Genomic DNA, 18,830 nt, shown 5'->3' with positions numbered 1-18,830 from the left:
CCGCATGTCTCTCAAGCGCGTGGTCGTCACCGGACTCGGCACCACCAACCCTGTCGGCGGCGACGTCGCCAGCACCTGGTCGGCGCTCCTGGCCGGCACCTCCGGCGTTCGCCACCTCGATGACGAGTGGGCACAGGACATCCCGGTGAAGATTGCCGGCCGGATTGCCGTGGAGCCCGGCGAAGTGCTCGACCGGGTCAAGGCACGTCGCCTCGACCGGTCGGCGCAGTTCGCCATGATCGCTGCCATGGAAGCCTGGCGGGACGCGGGCCTCGAGGGTGTCGAACTGGACGGCACCCGCACGGGTGTCGCCGTCGCGTCCGGCATCGGCGGGGTCACCACCCTGCTGGCCAACTACGACACACTCAAGGAGAAGGGCGCCCGCCGGGTCTCCCCCCTCTCCGTCCCGATGCTGATGCCCAACGCACCGGCCGCCAACGTCGGCCTGTACGTCGGCGCCCGCGGCGCGGTCAACGCACCGACCTCGGCCTGCGCCTCCGGCAACGAGGCCATCTCGATGGCCCTCGACCAGATCCGGCTCGGCCGGGCCGACGTCGTGGTCGCCGGTGGCACCGAGGCCGCGATCCACCCGCTGCCGATGGCCGCGTTCGCCCAGATGATGGCGCTGTCGAAGACCGGCAGCGAAGAGGGCGGCGACCCCACCACGGTCTCCCGTCCCTGGGACACCGCCCGCGACGGGTTCGTCCTCGGTGAGGGCGCCGGCATCCTGGTGCTCGAGTCCGAGGAGCACGCCCTGGCCCGCGGCGCCCGCATCTACGCCCAGGTCATGGGCTCGGGCATCAGCAACGACGCCCACGACATCGCCCAGCCCGACCCCGAGGGCCGTGGTGGCACCCGCGCCATCCAGCTCGCGATCGACTCCGGCGACTTCAGCCCGCGCGACGTCGTACACGTCAACGCCCACGCGACCTCGACGCCGCAGGGCGACGTGGCCGAGGGCCTGATGCTGCACGCCACGCTGGGCGACCAGGTCGACAACTGCGTGGTCACCTCGACGAAGTCGATGACCGGCCACCTGCTCGGTGGCGCAGGCGCCCTCGAGGCCGTCGCCTGCGTCCTGGCCATCCGCGACCGGGTGAGCCCGCCGACGATCAACCTGGACAACAAGGACCCACGGGTCGACCTCGACATCCCGACCAAGGCCCGCGACCTGCCCCAGGGCGACATCGTGGCGCTGAACAACTCCTTCGGGTTCGGTGGCGCCAACGTGGCCGTCGCCTTCGGCAGCATCTGATGACCGCGGTCGCCACCACGGGGACCAAGCCGAGCCGGGTCGACGACTCGCGTCACCCGCTCAACCGGATGGGCGCGTTCTTCGACGAGGGCACGCTCGAGACGCTGACCGAGGACGACGGGTCCGGCATGCTAGCCGCCCGCGGCCTGGTCAACGGCTCCCCCGTGGTCGCGTTCTGCTCCGACCCCACGGTCATGGGCGGCGCGATGGGCGACGAGGGCTGCAAGGCCGTGCTGGTCGCCTACCGTCGGGCCCTCCAGGACGACGTGCCCGTGGTCGGCCTGTGGCACTCCGGTGGCGCCCGACTCGCCGAGGGCGTGCTCTCGCTGCACGCGGTCGGCGAGATCTTCCACATCATGACCCAGGCCTCCGGCAGGATCCCCCAGATCTCGATCGTGCTCGGCGCCGCCGCCGGTGGCGCCGCCTACGGCCCCGCGCTGACCGACGTCGTGATCCTCGGCCCCGACGGCCGGATCTTCGTGACCGGGCCCGACGTGGTGCGCTCGGTGACCGGCGAGGACGTCGACATGGCGCGCCTGGGCGGTCCCGAGCCGCACGGACGACGTTCCGGTGTCGTCCACATCCTCACCGAGACCGAGGCCGAGGCGCTCGACCGCGGACGACGCGTGGCCACCCTGCTCGGCGCACAGGGGTCGATGGACCTCGACACGATCGAGGACCGCGACCTCGCCGCCTGCCTCCCCGAGTCGAAGAAGCGCGCCTACGACGTGCACCCGCTGGTCGAGGAGGTCCTCGACACTGGCACGATCCAGGAGCTGCACGCCCGCTGGGCACCCAACATCGTCACCGCACTCGGCCGCATGGGCGGTCGCACGGTCGGTGTCGTCGCCAACAACCCGATGCGCCTGGGTGGCTGCCTCGACTCGGCCTCGGCCGAGAAGGCCGCCCGGTTCGTGCGCATGTGCGACGCGTTCGGCGTGCCGCTCGTGGTGCTGGTCGACGTACCCGGCTACCTGCCCGGCGTCGGCCAGGAGTGGGACGGCGTCGTACGCCGCGGCGCGAAGCTGCTGCACGCGTTCGGCGAGGCCGTCGTGCCGCGCGTGACGCTGGTGACCCGCAAGACGTACGGCGGGGCCTACATCGCGATGAACTCCCGCTCCCTGGGCGCCACCCGCGTGTTCGCGTGGCCCGGCGCCGAGGTGGCCGTGATGGGCGCCGTCGCCGCGGTCCGCATCCTCCACCGCCGCAAGCTGGCCGAGGTCGCCCCCGACATCCGTCCGCAGGTCGAGGCCGAGCTGGCCGTCGAGCACGAGCGCATCTCCGGTGGCGTGCAGAAGGCCGTCGAGATCGGCGTGGTCGACGAGATCATCGAACCCGACGTGACCCGCAGTGCCCTGGCCCGGGCGATCGCCGGTGCCGCCGAGATCCGCGGCGACCACGGCAACATCCCCCTCTGACCCTCCCCCTTCCCCGTGTAACGCCCTGTCCACGACACTTTGCACCCCCTCGGCAGGGTGCAAAGTGTCAACATGGGCGCACAAGAGCCGTCGTACGCCGGCGGATAGCCTGCGGGCATGACCTACGAAACGCTGCGCTATGACGTCGCCGACGGCATCCTGACGCTGACCCTGGACCGGCCCGAGCAGATGAACGCGTTCACGGTGACGATGGCCGACGAGCTCGAGGCGGCGTTCAACCGGGCCAGCCAGGACGATGACGTCCGCGCGATCGTGGTGACCGGCGCGGGCAAGGCGTTCTGCGCCGGGATGGACCTCTCGGTCGAGGGCAACGTGTTCGGACTCGACGAGAGCCAGACGCCCACCATGGCGGACATGCAGGACCGGCTCGAGGACCCCGAGATCGCCACCGGTGTGCGCGACACCGGTGGCCGGGTCACGCTGGCGATCTTCAACTGCACCAAGCCGGTCATCGGCGCGATCAACGGTGCGGCGGTCGGCATCGGCGCGACCATGCTGTGCGCGATGGACGTGCGCCTGGCCTCGGAGAAGGCGCGCATCGGCTTCGTCTTCGGCCGGATCGGGATCACGCCCGAAGCCGCCTCCACCTGGTTCCTGCCCCGCATCGTCGGTATCTCCCAGGCCCTGGAGTGGGTCTACTCCGCCGACATCCTGACCGCCGAGGAGGCCCGCGACGGGCGCTTCGTGAAGTCGGTGCACCCGGCCGACGAGCTGCTCGACGCGGCGTACGCCCTGGCCCGCAAGTTCACGACGAACCGTTCGCCGGTGGGCACCGCGCTGGCCCGGCAGATGATGTACCGCAACAGCGCGGCCGCGCACCCGCTCGAGGCGCACCGGGTCGACTCGCTGTCGATGTTCTACACGAGCATCGGCGACGGCAAGGAGGGCGTCGCGGCGTTCCTCGACAAGCGCGACCCCGAGTTCACCAGCAAGGCCTCGGAGATGCCGCCGTTCCACCCATGGTGACAGCGCCGGTCTCGGGACGGACCTCAGGCCCTCTCAGCTGAGGGTGCGGCGCAGGAAATTGACGGTGCGTTCCATCGAAAGCGTCCACTGGGGGCCGAAGGCGTGCTCCTCGCCGGGATAGACGTGGAAGGTCACCCGCTCGCCGTGGGCCTGGAACGCCCGCACCGTACGACGACTCCACGGCAGCGGGCACGAGTCGTCCGACGTGCCGTGGTGGATCATCAGGGGTTCGGTCACCCGGCCGAAGAACGTGCGCGGACTGACGTTGCGCCAGAACCTGCGGTGGGTCCGCGGCTCGCCGTACCTCGTCAGGATGCGGGTCGCCACGTCGCCGCGCTCCGGACGGGTCCAGCGCTCGAAGTTGTCGACCGTGTCGGAGCTGACCGGTGCGAAGACGACGGCCGCGTCGACCAGACCGGGCTGCACCGTCAACGCGTTGTAGATGACGCCGCCGCCCATCGAACGACCGACCAGCCCGATCCGGTCGTCGTCGACGGGTCCGCGCCACCTGCGCAGGGCGAGCACCGCGTTGATGACGTCCTCGGTGTAGCCGAGCCGGAGCGACTCCTCCGCGCGCGGCGCCGGGTCGGAGAACGCGTGGCCGCGGTAGTCCACGTGCAGGGTGAGGTAGCCGGCCCGGGCCAGGTAGTCCTGCTCGCGCCGCATCCCTTGGCCGTTGTCGTAGTAGGCCGGGTCGATGTAGCCATGGGCCAGCACCAGCGCCGGGAACGGGCCCTTGCCGGTCGGCACGTTCATCAGCCCGGACACCTTCATCGTGCCGCTGAGGTAGCTCACGGTGTGCTGGGTGTACGCCGAGGTGCTGGCCGCCTCGGCGCCCAACGTGAGGGCGCGCCCGTCGTACGACTTCTGCATGAGGGCCGGCAACGAGACCGGGTGCGGAGGCCTGGCCGGAATCGTCGGAGCGGCGCCGGGTTCGGGACCCGTGGACGTCGACGAGCTGGAGGTCGGCCCGTCGTCGGCCGAGTCGTCGGAGTCCTTGGAACCTGACGTGTCGGAGCACGCCGTGAGCAGCCCGGCGCAGAGCACCGACGCCAGCCAACCGGCCGACGTGGTTCTCGAACCCTGTGCGGGAGCGACGCTCACATCTCCAGTGTGCGCTAGACGACTTGGTGCAGCCAGCGGACCGGAGCACCGTCACCGGCGTGCCGGAACGTCTCGAGCTCGTCGTCCCACGGCTTGCCGAGCAGCTTGTCGATCTCGTTGAGCACCGTCGTGTCGCCCAGCGCGGCCTTGACCACGGCAGCCTTGAGCCGGTCCTCGGGGATCATGATGTCGCCGTGCAGGCCGGTGACGGCGTGGAAGACACCCAGCTCGGGCGTGAACGAGTAGCGGCCACCCTCGGTGCTCGAGGTCGGCTCCTCGGTGATCTCGAAGCGGAGGTGGTTCCAGCCGCGCAGGGCGGAGGCGACGGCAGCAGCCGAGCCGGCGTCTCCGGTCCAGGAGAGCTCGGCCCGGTAGGTCCCGGCCTGGGCAGGCTGCGGGGTCCACTCCAGGCTCACGGCAACACCGAGTACGCCGCCCACGGCCCACTCGATGTGCGGGCACAGTGCGGACGGCGCGGAATGGACGAAGAGGATTCCCCTCGTCGTCTTGGTGTTGGTGCGCGTTGCAGTCGTGGTCACTGTGACCTCCTCCATCTCAGGCGTCGAGATACGCCTTCCCCAGCGGTCTACGACAAATCGAGATGAAGTCACACAAGTGACACATGTGTAGTTATGGAGCCATTGTGACCCATGTTGCCGCTGAATACCAGCGGATCAGCAGATCACCCGAAGATTGTTCAGGAGGTGCGGACCGCAGCCGGGTCGACGACGTTCGCGAGGTCGCGCACGGCCCCCAGCAACACCCCGTCGCCCACGACGCGCGGACCGTCGATGACGTCGAGCACCACGCAGGTGATGTTGTCGACGCCGCCGGCCTCGAGGGCACGCTCGACGAGGGTGGCCGCGGCGGACTGGGGATCGGCGACCCTGAGCCCTTCGGCGATCTCGTCGTCGGTGACCAGGTCGCTCAGGCCGTCACTGCACAGCAGCAGCCGGTCACCCAGCTCGACCTCCAGCTCGAGCACGTCGGCGTCCTCGACCTGGCCGATCTCAGCGCCGGGCAGCGCGCGCAGCACGACGTTCTTCCACGGGTGGATCCGCGCCTGCGCCGCAGTCAGGTGGCCCTGCATCACCAGCTGATGGACGTAGGTGTGGTCGGTCGAGAGCTGCGCCAGCCGGCCCTGGTGCAGCAGGTAGGCCCGCGAGTCCCCGACGTGCGCCATCACCACGCGGGTGCCGTCGGTGGCGACCGCGGTGAGCGTGGTGGCCATGCCGGTGCGGCGTACGTCGTGGGCGACGCCCTGGAGCAGCTGGTTCCGGGCGAACGTGACCGCCTCGCCGAGCACCTCGACCGGATCGTCGTCGGGGCGTGCGATCGCCTGCGCAGACACGGCGTACGTCGTGGTGGCCGAGGCGATTTCGCCCGCGGCAGCACCACCGACACCGTCAGCGACGAGGGCGACATAGGGACCGACGAAGGCGGAATCCTCGTTGTGGTCGCGCACGAGACCCACGTCTGTCACACCGGCACCCGAGAATCGCAACATGGGAGGCACCCCTCTCCTTGGCTAGGAGGAAGTAGAGCGGGTGACGAGTGAAGTCGTCAAGACCGACATTCGCCGTGACAATCTTCTCCCCGTGTGCCAAACCGGGTGTTTTCCGACTGCGTCCGCTTACCCTGAGCCCCATGCAATCCGTCCCGGAGACCGGCTCCGGCCTCGAGGTCTCACGCCGCCGGTGGCTCCCCTGGCTCTGGCTGCCGGCCGTGGTCGCACTGGTCGCCGTCGCTGTCTGGTGGGCCCGGCACCCGGCACCGCTCCCGCTGACCGACTCCACGGTGACCGCCTCGCCGAAGGTCGGGCAGCGCGTCTACCTCGGTGCCACTCGGAGCGACCTCGAGGCACGCGACCTCGCCATCAGCAGTACGTCGTTCCGCACCGCGGACAGCTCGACCGACGGGCTCGACGTCGACGGGCTCGAGGTGGAGGCGTGGATCTGTCGCGACGGGGCGATCTCGCAGACCACGGACCCGAGCCGGTTCTGCGCCGACGTGCTGCCCGCGGAGGGCAACACGCTGCATCTCGGCGGCGGGGACCAGCTGATGCTCAGCGTCGAGTCGCCCACCCCCGTGGCACTGGTCCTCGACCCTGTCGAAGTGGCCTACCGCGACGGCCTGCAGTGGGGCACGGACCGGATCGGCTCGGAGTTCGAGGTCGTCGTCATCGGCTGAGGACCGACTTTCCCCACCCGGCGTCTAGGATTCGCGGAGTCGAGGAAGGGGTTTCGTGAGCACATTGATCGCAGGGCGCTACCAGCTCGATCGGGAGATCGGACGCGGTGGCATGGGCGCGGTCTGGCTCGCGCGCGACGTCGTGCTCGGTCGAGACGTGGCGCTGAAACGTGTGGGGCTGCTGCCCGGCACCGACAGCGCCGACGTCGAACGGGTCCGCCGTGAGGCCCGCGTCTCGGCGATGCTCAACCATGCGCACGTGGTGGCGGTCTACGACCTGGTCACCGAAGGACACGACCACTGGCTGGTCATGGAGCACGTCCCCTCACGTGATCTCGGCGAGATCATCAGGCAACGCGGCCCGCTCTCCCCTGACGAGACGGCGCACCTCATCGGCCAGGCGGCCAAGGCCCTCGCCGCCGCCCACCGGGCCGGCATCGTGCACCGCGACATCAAGCCGGGCAACATGCTGGTCACCGACGACGGCAGGCTCAAGCTCGGTGACTTCGGCATCGCCCGCACGAAGAACGACCCGACCCTGACCCAGACCGGCATGGTCACAGGCTCCCCCGCCTACCTCTCCCCCGAGGTCGCGTCGGGGTCGAGCGCCAGCCCGGCCAGTGACATGTGGTCCCTGGGCGCCACCGTCTTCCATGCGGTGACCGGTTCCCCGCCGTACGACGCGAGCGAGAACCTGATCGGGGCCCTCTACCGCCTGGTGCACGACGAGCCGCCGCGCACCGACCGCGCCGGGTGGTTGGCGCCACTGCTGCTGGCCACGATGCACACCGATCCGGCGGGCCGATGGAACGCCCAGCAGGTGGCGCAGTTCCTCAGCGCGGGGCCGTCGGCGTCCGCACCGCCGATCCCGGTCGCCGCACCGGCCCGCCCCTCTCCCGCGAGTCCGCAGACGGCCGTCATCCCGGCCGCACCGGCGCCGGCCAACCAGCATGCCGCGCCGCCGCCCAGCGCGCTCCCGCCGACCCCACACCGCCGCAAGCGCTCGTGGGGTGCGATCGTCGCCGTGGTGGCCATCGTGCTGGCACTGGCCGGTGTCGGCGGCTGGCTGGCGACCCGCGACAACGACTCTCCGTCGGGCAACGCCTCCGACGGCAGTACGTCGACCGACACCGGATCCGAGTCGCCGGCCGACGAACCGACCGCCGACGGGATGTCGCAGTTCATCACCACGTATCTCGACACGGTCACCTCCGACCCGGCCAGCAGCTGGGAGATGCTCACCCCGAGGTTCCAGGACGCCAGCAACGGATTCGGCTCCTACACCGGCTTCTGGGGGACGGTCGCGAAGGCAAGCGTCTCCGACATCGTCGCGGACCCCGACTCCCTGGTGATCAGCTATCACGTCGACTACACGATGAAGGCCGGCAAGAACCGCAGCGACGACGTGCAACTGCAGCTTGCCTACCAGGACGGCACCTACCTCATCGACGACGAGTTCTGAGCCACGTGACCCACCTCACACTCATCCCCGCGTAACAGGTCCGCCCTTCCGGTGCTCTCTCCATGTGCCGGGCCCGATCGGGTCCGGCCAGGGGGAAGGACACCGGGGGGTGTGGGAACAGTTGGTCGAGCACATCCGAGGAAGCCAGCGCGTGGTCGCGCTGGTCCCCGCGCACAACGAGGGCGACCGCATCGCGGCAACACTGTCGTCGTTGTCGGAGCAGTCCCGTCGGCCCAGCCGCATCCTCGTCGTGGCCGACAACTGCACGGACGACACCGTCCAGGTCGCGCGCAACCAAGGGGCAGAGGTCGTCGAGTCGACGGGCAACACGCACAAGAAGGCGGGCGCACTGAACCAGGCGCTGCACCGCCTGCTCCCCACTCTCGACGACCGCGACCTGGTCCTGGTCGCTGACGCGGACTCCACCCTCGCGCCCGACTTCCTGGAGGTCGCGGTGGGCACGCTCGCAGGACGACCCGAGGTCGGCGCGGTCGGCGGGATCTTCCTCGGCGAGCCGGGGGCCGGTCTCCTGGGGGCACTGCAACGCAACGAGTACGCGCGCTACCAGCGCCAGATCCGTCGCCGTCACGACGACGCCCTCGTGCTCACCGGCACCGCGACGCTGCACCGGGTCGACGTGCTGCGCGGTCTTGAGCGCGACCGTGGGCAGGTCTATGACACCTCTGCCCTCACCGAGGACAACGAGATCACGTTGGCCATCAAGCACCTCGGCCTGCGGTGTGTGTCACCGCGAGAGTGCATCGTGGAGACGGAGGTGATGCCCACCTGGGGCGACCTCTGGCGGCAGCGACTGCGGTGGCAGCGCGGTGCCCTCGAGAACCTGTCCGCCTACGGCCTGACCCGGGTCACGTTTCCCTATGTCCTGCAACAGGCCGGGATGACCCTGGGCTTCGTCGCCATGTGGCTCTACATCGTCTACACCGGTTACCTGGTCGTCTCGGGAGAGTTCGGGTGGCACCCCTGGTGGACCCCTCTCGGCCTCCTCTTCGTGCTCGAGCGCATCGTCACCGTGTGGCATGCCGGCCCCCGGGCCAGGCTCCTTGCCGCCGCGTTCCTCGTGGAATGGGTGTACGACCTCTTCCTCCAGGCCGTCCTCGTGCGGTCGGCAGCCGACGTTCTCCTGCGCCGTCCGGCGCACTGGCACCACCTCTCGGGCGCACCACAGACCTGACCGAATCCACAGAAGGAAATCATGTACGGCACAACGCACATCGCCATGCCCGGAGCCGTTGGCGCCGGTGTCCTCTCCGGCACCCTCGAAGGTGGTGCCGCACCGACCTCCGGCGTCCTGCCCAACACCGGCGCACCCACCACCACCCTGTTGGCGCTCCTTGCGGCAGTCACCCTCATCACCGTCGGTGTCACGCTGATGCGCCGGAAGCACGAACCGCGCCACCGCCGCCGCCGCCCCGTCGGGGCCCTGGTCCTCGCCGGCGCCACCCTGGCGGTCATGGGTCTCCTGGTCACCTCGGCCGTGGTCGACGGACGGACCGGCAGTGGGTGGGGCGCTACCGGCCTGGCCGTCGCGCTGTTCACCATCGGCTACCTCGGGCTGGCGGTGCGGAACCTGCTGCCGGCGGGTGTGGCCCCGCGATCATGACCACGCTCCCCGAACACTCCCGCCTCGACGAGCTGACGACCGCGCTGGCCAGCGGCCGTCGAAGCCAGGGGGTGATAGCCGAGATCGCGCGGGAGTACGCCGTCCAGGGCGAGCCCTTCGCGGTCTTCCTCGAGGACCTGGATCTGGCCTGCACCCAGGCAAACCGACGGCGGGCCGGAGTCGCGGTTCTCCGTGCCGCGGCACTGGCCTGGTCCGACTCGGTGCTCGAGCGCACCCACGCCTCACGCTGCGAGGACCCTGCCACCGGCCTGGCGACGCTCCAGCACGCCCAGACCCAACTCTCGGCGTTGTACCAGGCGTCGGCCCGCACCGCCGCGACCGGAGTGCCGGTGAAGCAGTCGCACGAGCTGGTTGTCGTCGAGCTCCGGCGTCCTGCACCGGCCACGGCGTGCGTTGCTGGTCTGCAGCTGGCCGCGGTCGGGGAGTCGCTGCGCATGGTCTTCGACGGCGACGAGGTCATTGCCGGCATCGGCCCGCACCGGGCTGTCGTCATCGCCGAACGGACCGCGAGGCTCGCCCGCGCCTGTGTCCAGGTCGCCGAACTGCTGGCCGCACCCCGCCAGCGACTGAGAGTCGGCCTGTGCCGGGTCTGGCTCGAACCACTTCCGGCTCGACACGAGGCAGCCCAGTCCCTGCTGGGCTGCCTGGCCGCCTCGAGCACGGAATGACGTCATGAAGCATCGTCCCGACCGTCCCAAGGACGTCATGACAGTCGCCACGAGGCCCAGCGCCGCAGTCCTCAGCGACCAGGAACTCATCACGCTGGTGCGGGGCGGCAAGCTGGAACACTTCGGTGAGCTGTTCGCCAGGCACGGTGAGGCGGCCCGCCGGGTCGCGTCGTACGTCGGCGGCAGGTCCCACGCCGACGACCTGGTGTCGGAGGCCTTCGCGCAGATCCTGCGCGCCCTGCAGAACGGCAAGGGGCCCGACATAGCCTTCCGGCCCTACCTCTACACCACGATCCGCCGCCTGCACTCCCGTCGCAGCCAACAGGACGCCCGACAACTCCTCACCGACGACTTCGAGGTGTTCGGCGAGCACACCGTGATCCCCGATGACCTGAGCAGTCGGCTCGAGAACGCGGCCGTCGAGCGCGCCTTCCGCTCGCTCCCCCAACGCTGGCAGGCGGTCCTCTGGTACACGGTCGTCGAGGGGCTCCCCCTGGCCGAGGCAGGTCGCCACCTGGGGCTGACGCAGAACGGGGTGGCCGCGCTCAGCTTCCGCGCTCGCGAAGGCCTGCGACAGTCCTACCTCGCCGATCACGCGGCAGACACTGCCGATGCACACTGCCATGACGTCGTCTCCGTTCTCCCGGCGTACGTCCGAGGCGTCGCGCGCGGCACCAGGGCCGGCCTCGTCGAGCGACACCTCCCCGGCTGCCGGGCATGCACTGCCGTCTTCCTGGAGCTGCAGCAGATCAACGACAACCTCGCGGCCCTGCTGGCACCGATGGTGCTGGGCGGCGCGACCGTCGCCGTGTCCCCGCGGGCGTGGGACTCGACAGGTGGGTTCACCGGCACGGTTGCCCGCGTCGTACCGTTGGTCGGCATCGTGGCGGCCGGCCTGATGATCGGGACCACCGGGGTGCTCACCGTCGTCGATTCCGTCGTGGACGAGGCGGGAGCCTCCACCGAGCGGTGGCTGTCGAATCGGCCCGATGCGCCACTTCCTCGGGCAGAGGCCGGCCCGAGGACGGCGCCGCCCACCTTCCTACGCCCCGAGCGACCCGGCGAACGGCCTCCGTGGACGAGGATCCCCGCCGCGCCCGCACAGGAGGCGCGCACTGAAGCAGGCTCCGGGGAGACCGGCACCTCCAGTGCGCGCCGGCGTCCGCCGCGTGCCCCGGTGGCGCCGAGCAGCCGGGCCGACAAAGTCCCGGCAGCCGAGCAACTGCTCACGGCACTCCCTTCAGCGCCCGCCCTGCCCTCTGAACCGACCGCGCCACTCGGCCCTCCCACGACCACCGTCGATGTGGCCGTGCAGCCGCTGAGGAGCAGCACGTTCGTCCAGGACGGCCAGTCCTGGTACCACGTCGAGCTCGACGTGGTGGCCGCACCGACAACCGAGGTCACCGTCCACGTCGACACGCCGGCGAACGTCGAGGTGCATGCCGCCGGCAGGTACGCCGTGTGGGCGTGCAACCCGCCGACCCGTGGGTCCGAGGTCGTGATGTCGTGCCGCACCAGCAGCACTCCCGGCACGCAGAGCACGCTCGCGTTCGACCTGCTTCTCGCGGGGCAGGCGACCGTCACGGTCACCTCGAGCAGTCCCGGCAACGACGACCCCAACCCCGCGAACGACGGCTGGGCGCAACAGCTCCCCGCGCCGTGAGCGTTGACGCCTCGAGCGTTCGACGGGCTGCTGACAGGACATCAACTTCCTGAGCGGACCATGCCGGATAGTCCCCTTGGGCCATTTGGCGTCATTGCGCTGCGGACGGGTAGCACCGCTGCCTAACCTCGGGACTTCATTCCGTTCTTTCCTGGGGGATCCTCGTGCAACGCTCCGTCCTTGCTCCATGCCTTCTCGCGCTCGCCCTGGTCAGCGGCGTGATGGCCCTCTCCGCGCCGGCGTATGCGTTCGTCGACCGCGACTGCTCCGACTTCTCGACCCAGCAGGCCGCGCAGACGTTCTTCGAGAACAACGACCCCGCCTCGGACCCGCACCGTCTCGACGGCTCCGACAACGACGGCCGGGCCTGCGAGTCGCTCCCCTGTCCCTGCGGCAGCACCGGCTCCGGCCAGACCGGGACGACGGAGCCCAAGCCCAAGGCCACGTTGCGCCAGCTCGCCCGGATCACCAAGGTGGTCGACGGTGACACCGTGAACGTGCGCCTCGGCAACGGCCGTCGGCGTACGGTCCGGATGATCGGGATCAACACCCCCGAGGTCTACGGCACCGTCCAGTGCGGCGGCCCCGCGGCGTCACGGGCACTCAAGCGCATCCTGCCGGTCGGCACCCGGGTGCTGCTGCGTTCGGACCCGACCCAGGCGTACGCCGACCGCTACGGCCGCGACCTGCGGTACGTCGTGAAGCGGTCGACCGGCAAGGACGTCAACCGCATGCAGGTGCGACGGGGACTGGCCCGGGTCTACGTCTACAACAACAAGCCGTTCCAGCTGACCCGCAACTACCGACTGGCCCAGGCGGCCGCGAAGAACGCCCGGCTGGGCAACTGGCGCACCTGCTGAGACCAGATCCCCTGGCCCGCTGAATCGCTGGCACACTCGGCTACATGGAGATCGACGCCGTCGCCGAGCTGGTGGCCGAGCTGCCCGAAGGGGTGGTGGTGACCGGCGCGGCCGAGGTCGAGAAGTACCGCGAGGACTTCGCGCGCGACGGCTCGGCCGGGCTGCCCGCCGCCGTGGTCCGCGCCGAGACGGCCGCCCAGGTGCAGCAGGCGGTCCGGTGGGCGGCCGCCCATCGAATACCCGTGGTTCCCCGCGGTGCCGGGACCGGGCTGTCGGGCGGCTCCTCCGCCGTCGACGGAGGGATCACGATCTCGCTGGACCGGATGCGCGCGATCGAGATCGACTCTGCCTGCCAGGTCGCCGTGGTCGAGCCGGGCGCGCTGAACGTCGAGGTGAAGCGGGCCGCGGCCGAGCACGGCCTCTGGTACCCGCCCGACCCGTCGTCGTACGAGATCTGCTCGATCGGCGGCAACCTCGCCACCAACGCCGGCGGCCTGTGCTGCGTGAAGTACGGCGTCACGACCGACTACGTCCTCGGGATGGATGTGGTGCTCGCCGACGGCACCCTCGTGACCCTGGGCGGCAAGCAGATCAAGGACGTTGCCGGGCTGTCCCTGCTCAAGCTCTTCGTGGGCAGTGAGGGCACCCTCGGGATCATCACTCGCGCGATCCTGCGGCTGATCCCCGCACAACGGGCGGGGGCCACCCTGGTCAGCTCCTTCCCCACGATGACGGACGCGTCGCGGGCCGTGGTCGCGATCCGCAACCGCGTGCGGTCCTCGATGCTGGAGCTGATGGACAACGCGACGATCAACGCCGTCGAGGACTGGCGCTCCCACGGACTCGACCGGTCGACCGGCGCGCTGCTGATCGCCCAGTCCGACGCCCACGGTGCGTCCTGCGAGGCCGAGATCGACGTGATCCGCCAGTGCTGCGAGGAGGAGGCTGCGACCGAGGTCTTCACCACCACCGACGCGGACGAGGCCGACCTGTTCGTCTCGGCGCGACGCAACGCCTTCCTGGCCCTCGAGCACCGCGGAAGCGTGCTCTTCGAGGACGTCGGCGTCCCGGTCCCGTTGCTGCCCGACCTGATCGACGGCATGGCCGTCATCGCCGAGCAGTGCGGTGTCGAGATCGCCGTGGTCGCGCACGCCGGCGACGGCAACACCCACCCGATCGTCGTGTACGACGCCGCCGACCCTGCCGCCGTGGCAGGCGCGCGCAAGGCCTTCGACCAGGTCATGGCGCTCGCCATCGCGCTCGGCGGCACCATCACCGGCGAGCACGGAGTGGGGCGCGCGAAGAAGGGCGCGCTCCCCGACCAGCTCGGCGCCGACGTGATGGCCCTGACCAGGCGCGTGAAGGATGCCCTCGACCCCGATGGCATCCTGAACCCGGGCGCCGTGCTGTAGCCGCAGTCCCACAGAGGAGAACACATGACATCGATCGTCCAACGCCACCTGTTCGGCCCCGGCCCGAGCAACCCCTACCCCGAGGCCACCGAGGGCCTGGCTCGACCGCTGCTCGGCCACCTCGACCCGGCGTTCCTCACGATCATGGACGAGACCTGCGACCGGCTGCGCGTGGCGTGGGGCACCGACAACGCGCGGACCCTCCCCCTCTCCGCGACCGGTTCGGCCGGCATGGAGGCCGCCTTCGTCAACACGGTGCACCCCGGCGACGTCGTCGTGGTCGCCGTCAACGGGCTGTTCGGCCAGCGGATGTGCGAGGTGGCCAGCCGCTGTGGCGCGGAGGTGGTCCCGGTCGAGCACACGTGGGGCACGGCGATCGACCCCGAGCGGGTGCTGGCCGCCCACCCCTCCCCGAAGATCGTGGCTGCCGTTCACGCGGAGACGTCGACCGGTGTCCGCTCCGACATCGCCACGCTGGGCGACGCGGTCCATGCCTCCACCGACGCCCTCCTCGTCGTCGACGCGGTCACCTCGATCGGAGGCATCGAGCTGCGGGCCGACGACTGGGGCATCGACGTCGGCTACGCCGGCACCCAGAAGTGCCTGGGCGTCGCACCCGGCCTGGCCCCCTTCACCATCAACGACCGCGCGTTCGCCCGGCGGGTCGAACGGCCACAGTCGTGGTACCTCGACCTGGGCCTGCTCGGTGGGTACGTCGGCGAGGCCGGCGCCAAGGGTGGCGGCCGCACGTACCACCACACCGCGCCCGTGGCGATGATCAGCTCCCTGCACGCCGGACTGGGCCGGATCCTCGACGAGGGCCTGGAGAACGTGTGGGCGCGCCACGCGGCCGCAGGCCAGGCACTCCAGGACGGGCTCGAGGCGATGGGCCTCGAGCTGTTCGCGGAGAAGGGCTCGCGGCTGCCTGACCTGACCACGGTGCGCGTCCCGGACGGCATCGACTCCGCCGCCGTACGGCGCACCCTGCTCGAGCGCTACGACATCGAGATCGGCGGCGGGGCGGGCGAGTTCGCCGCGTCGGTGTGGCGGATCGGCCTGATGGGCCCCAACGCCCGGCCAGACGCGGTCGCGCTGCTGCTCGCGGCACTGGCCGAGACGCTGGGGCGGTAGGGCCTCGACCCGGACCCAGAGAGAGACGACGTGATGGATCGCACGCACCCGGTGCCGGCGATCCACCACGCGGTCTTCAGTCGTGCTCGAGTAGGGCGGGTGGGGCTCGAACCCACGACCCAAGGATTATGAGTCCTCTGCTCTAACCGACTGAGCTACCGCCCCTCGGCGGGTGAGCCTACTGGGTGCGCGGCCGGACCGTGGTCGTCGGTACCGAGTGGTCCCACCTACTTGTGCTTGTCATAGGTGTGGACGGCGACCAGCATGCCGAGAGCGAGCAGCAACATGACGCCAATGGTCGTGCTGAGGAACCAGATCATCGTGGTGGACGTGGACATGGATGGACCTTTCCGGCGATCAGGCCAGTGCGACGTACGTGGCCGCTGATTCCGGCCCCCGATGACGTCGAGCAGCCACTCTTCGAACATACGCCTGCCTTGTCGACTCACCACGGGACCAAGGTCCTCAGCTGCCGGCCTTCTTGGTGCGTCGGGTGGCCTGCGCGGCGCGAGGGTCGTCGGGCCACGGGTGCTTCGGATAGCGGCCACGCAGCTCGGCCCGCACCTGCGGGTAGCCGTTGTCCCAGAAGGAGTCGAGGTCGGCGGTCACCGCGGCCGGGCGGCGGGCCGGCGAGAGAAGGTGCAGGAGGATCGGCACGCGGTCGTCGGCCAGTGCGGGAGCCGAGGTCCAGCCGAACACCTCCTGCAGCTTCACGGCGAGCACCGGCTGCTCGCCTTCGTAGTCGATCCGCACGTTCGATCCGCTGGGTACGGCGACCCGCTCGGGCGCGAGCTCGTCGAGTCTCCCGGCCTCGGGCCAGGGCAGCATGCGTCGCAGCGCGCTCGTCACGTCGATGCGGTGCAGGTCCTTAGCGCCGCGGACGCGTGCGAGGTCAGATCCCAACCAGGACTGGAGATTCTCCGTCAGTGCGCCGTCACTGACGTCGGGCCACGGCTCGCCCAACGATCTGTGCAGGAAGGCGAGACGCGCACGCAGCGAGACCGCCGAGTCCGACCAGCGAAGGACACCGAGTCCGTCCGTGGCCAGGCCGTCGCGGATTGCCGCCGTCACGAGTTCGACGGGCGGGTCGCTGATCGGCACGGAGCTCAACTCGATGGCGCCCAGGCTCGTGCGTCCACGGGCGACCACACGGCCGTCGGTCCAGGAGACCTCGTCGTCCTCGGTCCACAACGACGCTGCCGCCTCGAGGGCGAGGTCCTCGGTCAACGGCGCAGCCGAACGGATCGTGGCCTCAGGCCTTCCGGGCCGCCGGTCGGCATCGGCGATCGCCAGCCACTCGAGCCCGGCCAGGGGTCCGGGGCTCCGCGGGTCGAGTTCCGCGCCGGTGCCGGACGCCATCAGGTAGCCGGCCGATCCCTTGCGCTTGCGGGCGATCCGGTCGGGGTGGGCGAGGGCCACGACGAGCCCCGCGGCGACGTCGTCGGTGAGCTGCGCAGCGGGCGTCTGGAGAACTCGACCCGGCTCGTCCGGACCGGCGATCGCCTGGAGTCGTCCGACCTGTGTCTTCCAGGCGCCGGCATGGTGCCCACCGCGTAGGCCGCGAAGGGCTGCGACCAGGTCGCCTCCGGGGGCGCGGACGTCCTCCGCGAGCATGGCGACGATCTCGGCACTCCGGCGTGCGCCGACCAACGGCGCACCGTCGATCAGGGCTCGTGCCAGTCTGGGGTCGGCCGGGACGTCCGCGATCCGTTGGCCACGCGCTGTGACCCGTCCCTCGTCGTCGACCGCCCCCAGCTCGAGCAGCGTGGACCGCGCGGCCGCCATGGCATGCACCGGCGGCGGGTCGAGCAGGGCGAGCCCCGAGACGTCGGGACTCCCCCAGCGCGCCACCTCGAGGGCGAACGCGGTGAGGTCCGCGGTGGCGATCTCGGGCTCGGGATGCGCCGCCAGATGGGCGTGGTCTGCCTCCGACCAACAACGCAGCACGGCACCAGGCCCCAGGCGACCGGCTCGCCCCGCGCGTTGTTCGGCGGACGCCCGACTCACCGCCACCGTGACAAGCCCGGCCAGCCCGCGCCGGTGATCGGTCCGTGGCTCGCGGGAGAACCCGGCGTCCACGACGACCCGCACACCAGGGACGGTCAGCGACGACTCCGCGACCGCGGTCGAGACCACCACCCTTCGTCCGGGCCCCTCAGTGAGCGCGCGGTCCTGCTGCGCCGTCGGCAGCCGACCGTGCAGGGAATGTACGTCGACACCGGTGCCGGCGAGTCGGCGTACGGTCTGGTCGACTTCGGCGACACCGGGCACGAAGACGAGAACGTCACCGTGGTGCTCGGCCAACGCCCGCCGTACGGTGGCGGCCACATGGTCGTGGAAGGCCGGGGTGATGCCACGGTCGTCCGTGCGCCTCCGGCCGGCCGGCAGCGGGCACCAGACCTGCTCCACGGGGTGCAGCGCGCCCGGCACGCTCACCACCGGCGCAGGCGCATCGCCGCCGAGCAGGTTCGCCGTACGCTCGGCCTCGATCGTCGCCGACATCGCCACCAGGCGGAGGTCCTCGCGCAGGTTCTGTCGAAGATCGATCAACAGGGCGAGCGCGACGTCGGCGTCGAGATGGCGCTCGTGCACCTCGTCCAGAATCACCGCATCGACGCCCGGAAGCGCCGGGTCGTGCTGGATGCGCCGCAACAGCAGTCCGGTGGTGACGACCTCGATCCGGGTGGATGCACCGACCCGGCGGTCGCCGCGGACGGCGTAGCCGACGGTCTCGCCCACCCGCTCTCCGAGCAGCCCGGCCAGGCGTCGGGCCGCGGCACGGGCCGCGATCCGACTCGGTTGGGTGACCACGACGCGTCCGCCGAGGTCTGCGGCGACGCACGGCGGGACGAGAGTGGTCTTGCCGGTGCCCGGTGGGGCATGGACGACCACCAGCCCGCGCGCCCTCAGTGCCTCGGTGATCGCGGGCAGCCCAGCCACGACCGGCAAGTCGGGCGGGTCGGCAAGCAGTCGAACGATCGACGGAGTGGACGGAGACGGCACGCCTGCAGTGTGCCCGACCCGTGTCCAGACGTCAG

General features: G+C 70.7%; 16 protein-coding genes and 1 tRNA gene. 12 read left to right on the top strand and 5 right to left on the bottom strand.

Going from position 1 to position 18,830, the window contains the following annotated elements:
* Window positions 1–4 precede the first annotated feature (4 nt).
* The 3 genes from ASH02_RS23035 (at window position 5) to ASH02_RS23025 (ending at window position 3,660) form a co-directional block, all read left to right on the top strand.
* Window positions 5–1,255 (top strand): beta-ketoacyl-[acyl-carrier-protein] synthase family protein, encoded by a 1,251-nt coding sequence (locus ASH02_RS23035; RefSeq protein WP_056687724.1) that lies wholly within the window; start codon window positions 5–7, stop codon window positions 1,253–1,255.
* On the top strand, window positions 1,255–2,673 hold the full coding sequence (locus ASH02_RS23030) for a carboxyl transferase domain-containing protein (RefSeq protein ID WP_056687727.1): 1,419 nt from the start codon (window positions 1,255–1,257) through the stop codon (window positions 2,671–2,673). The genes ASH02_RS23035 and ASH02_RS23030 overlap by 1 nt, the downstream gene beginning before the upstream one ends.
* 117 nt (window positions 2,674–2,790) lie before the next feature.
* Complete coding sequence (locus ASH02_RS23025) at window positions 2,791–3,660, top strand: crotonase/enoyl-CoA hydratase family protein (protein ID WP_057295530.1); 870 nt, start codon at window positions 2,791–2,793, stop codon at window positions 3,658–3,660.
* A gap of 33 nt (window positions 3,661–3,693) precedes the next feature.
* On the opposite strand, the gene ASH02_RS23020 is transcribed toward ASH02_RS23025, so the two are convergent.
* The 3 genes from ASH02_RS23020 to ASH02_RS23010 form a co-directional block, all read right to left on the bottom strand.
* Window positions 3,694–4,764, bottom strand: a complete 1,071-nt coding sequence (locus tag ASH02_RS23020) for an alpha/beta hydrolase family protein (RefSeq protein WP_235539106.1) — start codon at window positions 4,762–4,764, stop codon at window positions 3,694–3,696.
* A 14-nt stretch (window positions 4,765–4,778) separates the two neighbouring features.
* The gene (locus tag ASH02_RS23015; RefSeq protein ID WP_056680868.1) at window positions 4,779–5,318 is read right to left on the bottom strand and encodes a DUF3145 domain-containing protein; all 540 of its coding nucleotides are present in this window, start codon (window positions 5,316–5,318) and stop codon (window positions 4,779–4,781) included.
* 143 nt (window positions 5,319–5,461) lie between these two features.
* A complete protein-coding gene (locus ASH02_RS23010) occupies window positions 5,462–6,271 on the bottom strand; it encodes a PP2C family protein-serine/threonine phosphatase (protein WP_056680872.1) in 810 nt (269 codons plus the stop codon).
* Window positions 6,272–6,411: 140 nt separating this feature from the next.
* On the opposite strand from ASH02_RS23010, the gene ASH02_RS23005 reads away from it, so the two are divergent.
* From ASH02_RS23005 to ASH02_RS22965, 9 genes are all read left to right on the top strand, one after another.
* Window positions 6,412–6,954 carry a hypothetical protein gene (locus ASH02_RS23005; RefSeq protein WP_057295529.1) on the top strand — a complete coding sequence of 181 codons (543 nt, stop codon included), beginning with the start codon at window positions 6,412–6,414 and terminating at the stop codon, window positions 6,952–6,954.
* A 55-nt stretch (window positions 6,955–7,009) separates the two neighbouring features.
* The gene (locus ASH02_RS23000) at window positions 7,010–8,416 is read left to right on the top strand and encodes a serine/threonine-protein kinase (protein ID WP_156393593.1); all 1,407 of its coding nucleotides are present in this window, start codon (window positions 7,010–7,012) and stop codon (window positions 8,414–8,416) included.
* A gap of 109 nt (window positions 8,417–8,525) precedes the next feature.
* Window positions 8,526–9,608, top strand: coding sequence for a glycosyltransferase family 2 protein (locus ASH02_RS22995; RefSeq protein WP_200959231.1), 1,083 nt, complete (start codon window positions 8,526–8,528; stop codon window positions 9,606–9,608).
* 21 nt (window positions 9,609–9,629) lie between these two features.
* Window positions 9,630–10,037, top strand: coding sequence for an LPXTG cell wall anchor domain-containing protein (locus ASH02_RS22990; RefSeq protein ID WP_056680882.1), 408 nt, complete (start codon window positions 9,630–9,632; stop codon window positions 10,035–10,037).
* Window positions 10,034–10,726: a hypothetical protein gene (locus tag ASH02_RS22985; RefSeq protein ID WP_056680885.1), complete on the top strand. Its 693-nt coding sequence runs from the start codon at window positions 10,034–10,036 to the stop codon at window positions 10,724–10,726. Before ASH02_RS22990 ends, ASH02_RS22985 begins: the two co-directional genes overlap by 4 nt.
* Before the next feature lie 4 nt (window positions 10,727–10,730).
* Entirely contained in the window at window positions 10,731–12,389 is a 1,659-nt protein-coding gene (locus ASH02_RS22980) for a sigma-70 family RNA polymerase sigma factor (protein ID WP_056680888.1), read from the top strand.
* A 164-nt stretch (window positions 12,390–12,553) separates the two neighbouring features.
* Window positions 12,554–13,249 (top strand): thermonuclease family protein, encoded by a 696-nt coding sequence (locus tag ASH02_RS22975; RefSeq protein WP_156393594.1) that lies wholly within the window; start codon window positions 12,554–12,556, stop codon window positions 13,247–13,249.
* A 44-nt stretch (window positions 13,250–13,293) separates the two neighbouring features.
* Window positions 13,294–14,661: an FAD-binding oxidoreductase gene (locus ASH02_RS22970; RefSeq protein ID WP_056680895.1), complete on the top strand. Its 1,368-nt coding sequence runs from the start codon at window positions 13,294–13,296 to the stop codon at window positions 14,659–14,661.
* Window positions 14,662–14,685: 24 nt separating this feature from the next.
* On the top strand, window positions 14,686–15,792 hold the full coding sequence (locus ASH02_RS22965) for a pyridoxal-phosphate-dependent aminotransferase family protein (RefSeq protein WP_057295528.1): 1,107 nt from the start codon (window positions 14,686–14,688) through the stop codon (window positions 15,790–15,792).
* Between the two features lie 91 nt (window positions 15,793–15,883).
* On the opposite strand, the gene ASH02_RS22960 is transcribed toward ASH02_RS22965, so the two are convergent.
* A tRNA-Ile gene (locus ASH02_RS22960) sits at window positions 15,884–15,957 on the bottom strand.
* Between the two features lie 300 nt (window positions 15,958–16,257).
* Window positions 16,258–18,795: an ATP-dependent helicase HrpB gene (gene hrpB / locus ASH02_RS22955; RefSeq protein WP_235539105.1), complete on the bottom strand. Its 2,538-nt coding sequence runs from the start codon at window positions 18,793–18,795 to the stop codon at window positions 16,258–16,260.
* Between the last annotated feature and the right edge of the window lie 35 nt (window positions 18,796–18,830).

The organism is Nocardioides sp. Soil796, from assembly GCF_001429525.1.
In the GTDB taxonomy this organism is placed as follows: Bacteria; Actinomycetota; Actinomycetes; order Propionibacteriales; family Nocardioidaceae; genus Nocardioides.
This window is presented reverse-complemented; position numbering and strand designations above follow the sequence as displayed.

What these genes read in the sequence shown, in the direction of transcription:
- ASH02_RS23030 (WP_056687727.1), top strand. Translation starts at nt 1,255, where the DNA reads ATGACCGCGGTCGCCACCACGGGGACCAAGCCGAGCCGGGTCGACGAC.
- ASH02_RS23025 (WP_057295530.1), top strand. Translation starts at nt 2,791, where the DNA reads ATGACCTACGAAACGCTGCGCTATGACGTCGCCGACGGCATCCTGACG.
- ASH02_RS22965 (WP_057295528.1), top strand. Translation starts at nt 14,686, where the DNA reads ATGACATCGATCGTCCAACGCCACCTGTTCGGCCCCGGCCCGAGCAAC.
- ASH02_RS22985 (WP_056680885.1), top strand. Translation starts at nt 10,034, where the DNA reads ATGACCACGCTCCCCGAACACTCCCGCCTCGACGAGCTGACGACCGCG.
- ASH02_RS23010 (WP_056680872.1), bottom strand. Translation starts at nt 6,271, where the DNA reads ATGTTGCGATTCTCGGGTGCCGGTGTGACAGACGTGGGTCTCGTGCGC.
- ASH02_RS23005 (WP_057295529.1), top strand. Translation starts at nt 6,412, where the DNA reads ATGCAATCCGTCCCGGAGACCGGCTCCGGCCTCGAGGTCTCACGCCGC.
- ASH02_RS23035 (WP_056687724.1), top strand. Translation starts at nt 5, where the DNA reads ATGTCTCTCAAGCGCGTGGTCGTCACCGGACTCGGCACCACCAACCCT.
- ASH02_RS22970 (WP_056680895.1), top strand. Translation starts at nt 13,294, where the DNA reads ATGGAGATCGACGCCGTCGCCGAGCTGGTGGCCGAGCTGCCCGAAGGG.
- ASH02_RS22990 (WP_056680882.1), top strand. Translation starts at nt 9,630, where the DNA reads ATGTACGGCACAACGCACATCGCCATGCCCGGAGCCGTTGGCGCCGGT.
- ASH02_RS23015 (WP_056680868.1), bottom strand. Translation starts at nt 5,318, where the DNA reads ATGGAGGAGGTCACAGTGACCACGACTGCAACGCGCACCAACACCAAG.
- ASH02_RS22980 (WP_056680888.1), top strand. Translation starts at nt 10,731, where the DNA reads ATGAAGCATCGTCCCGACCGTCCCAAGGACGTCATGACAGTCGCCACG.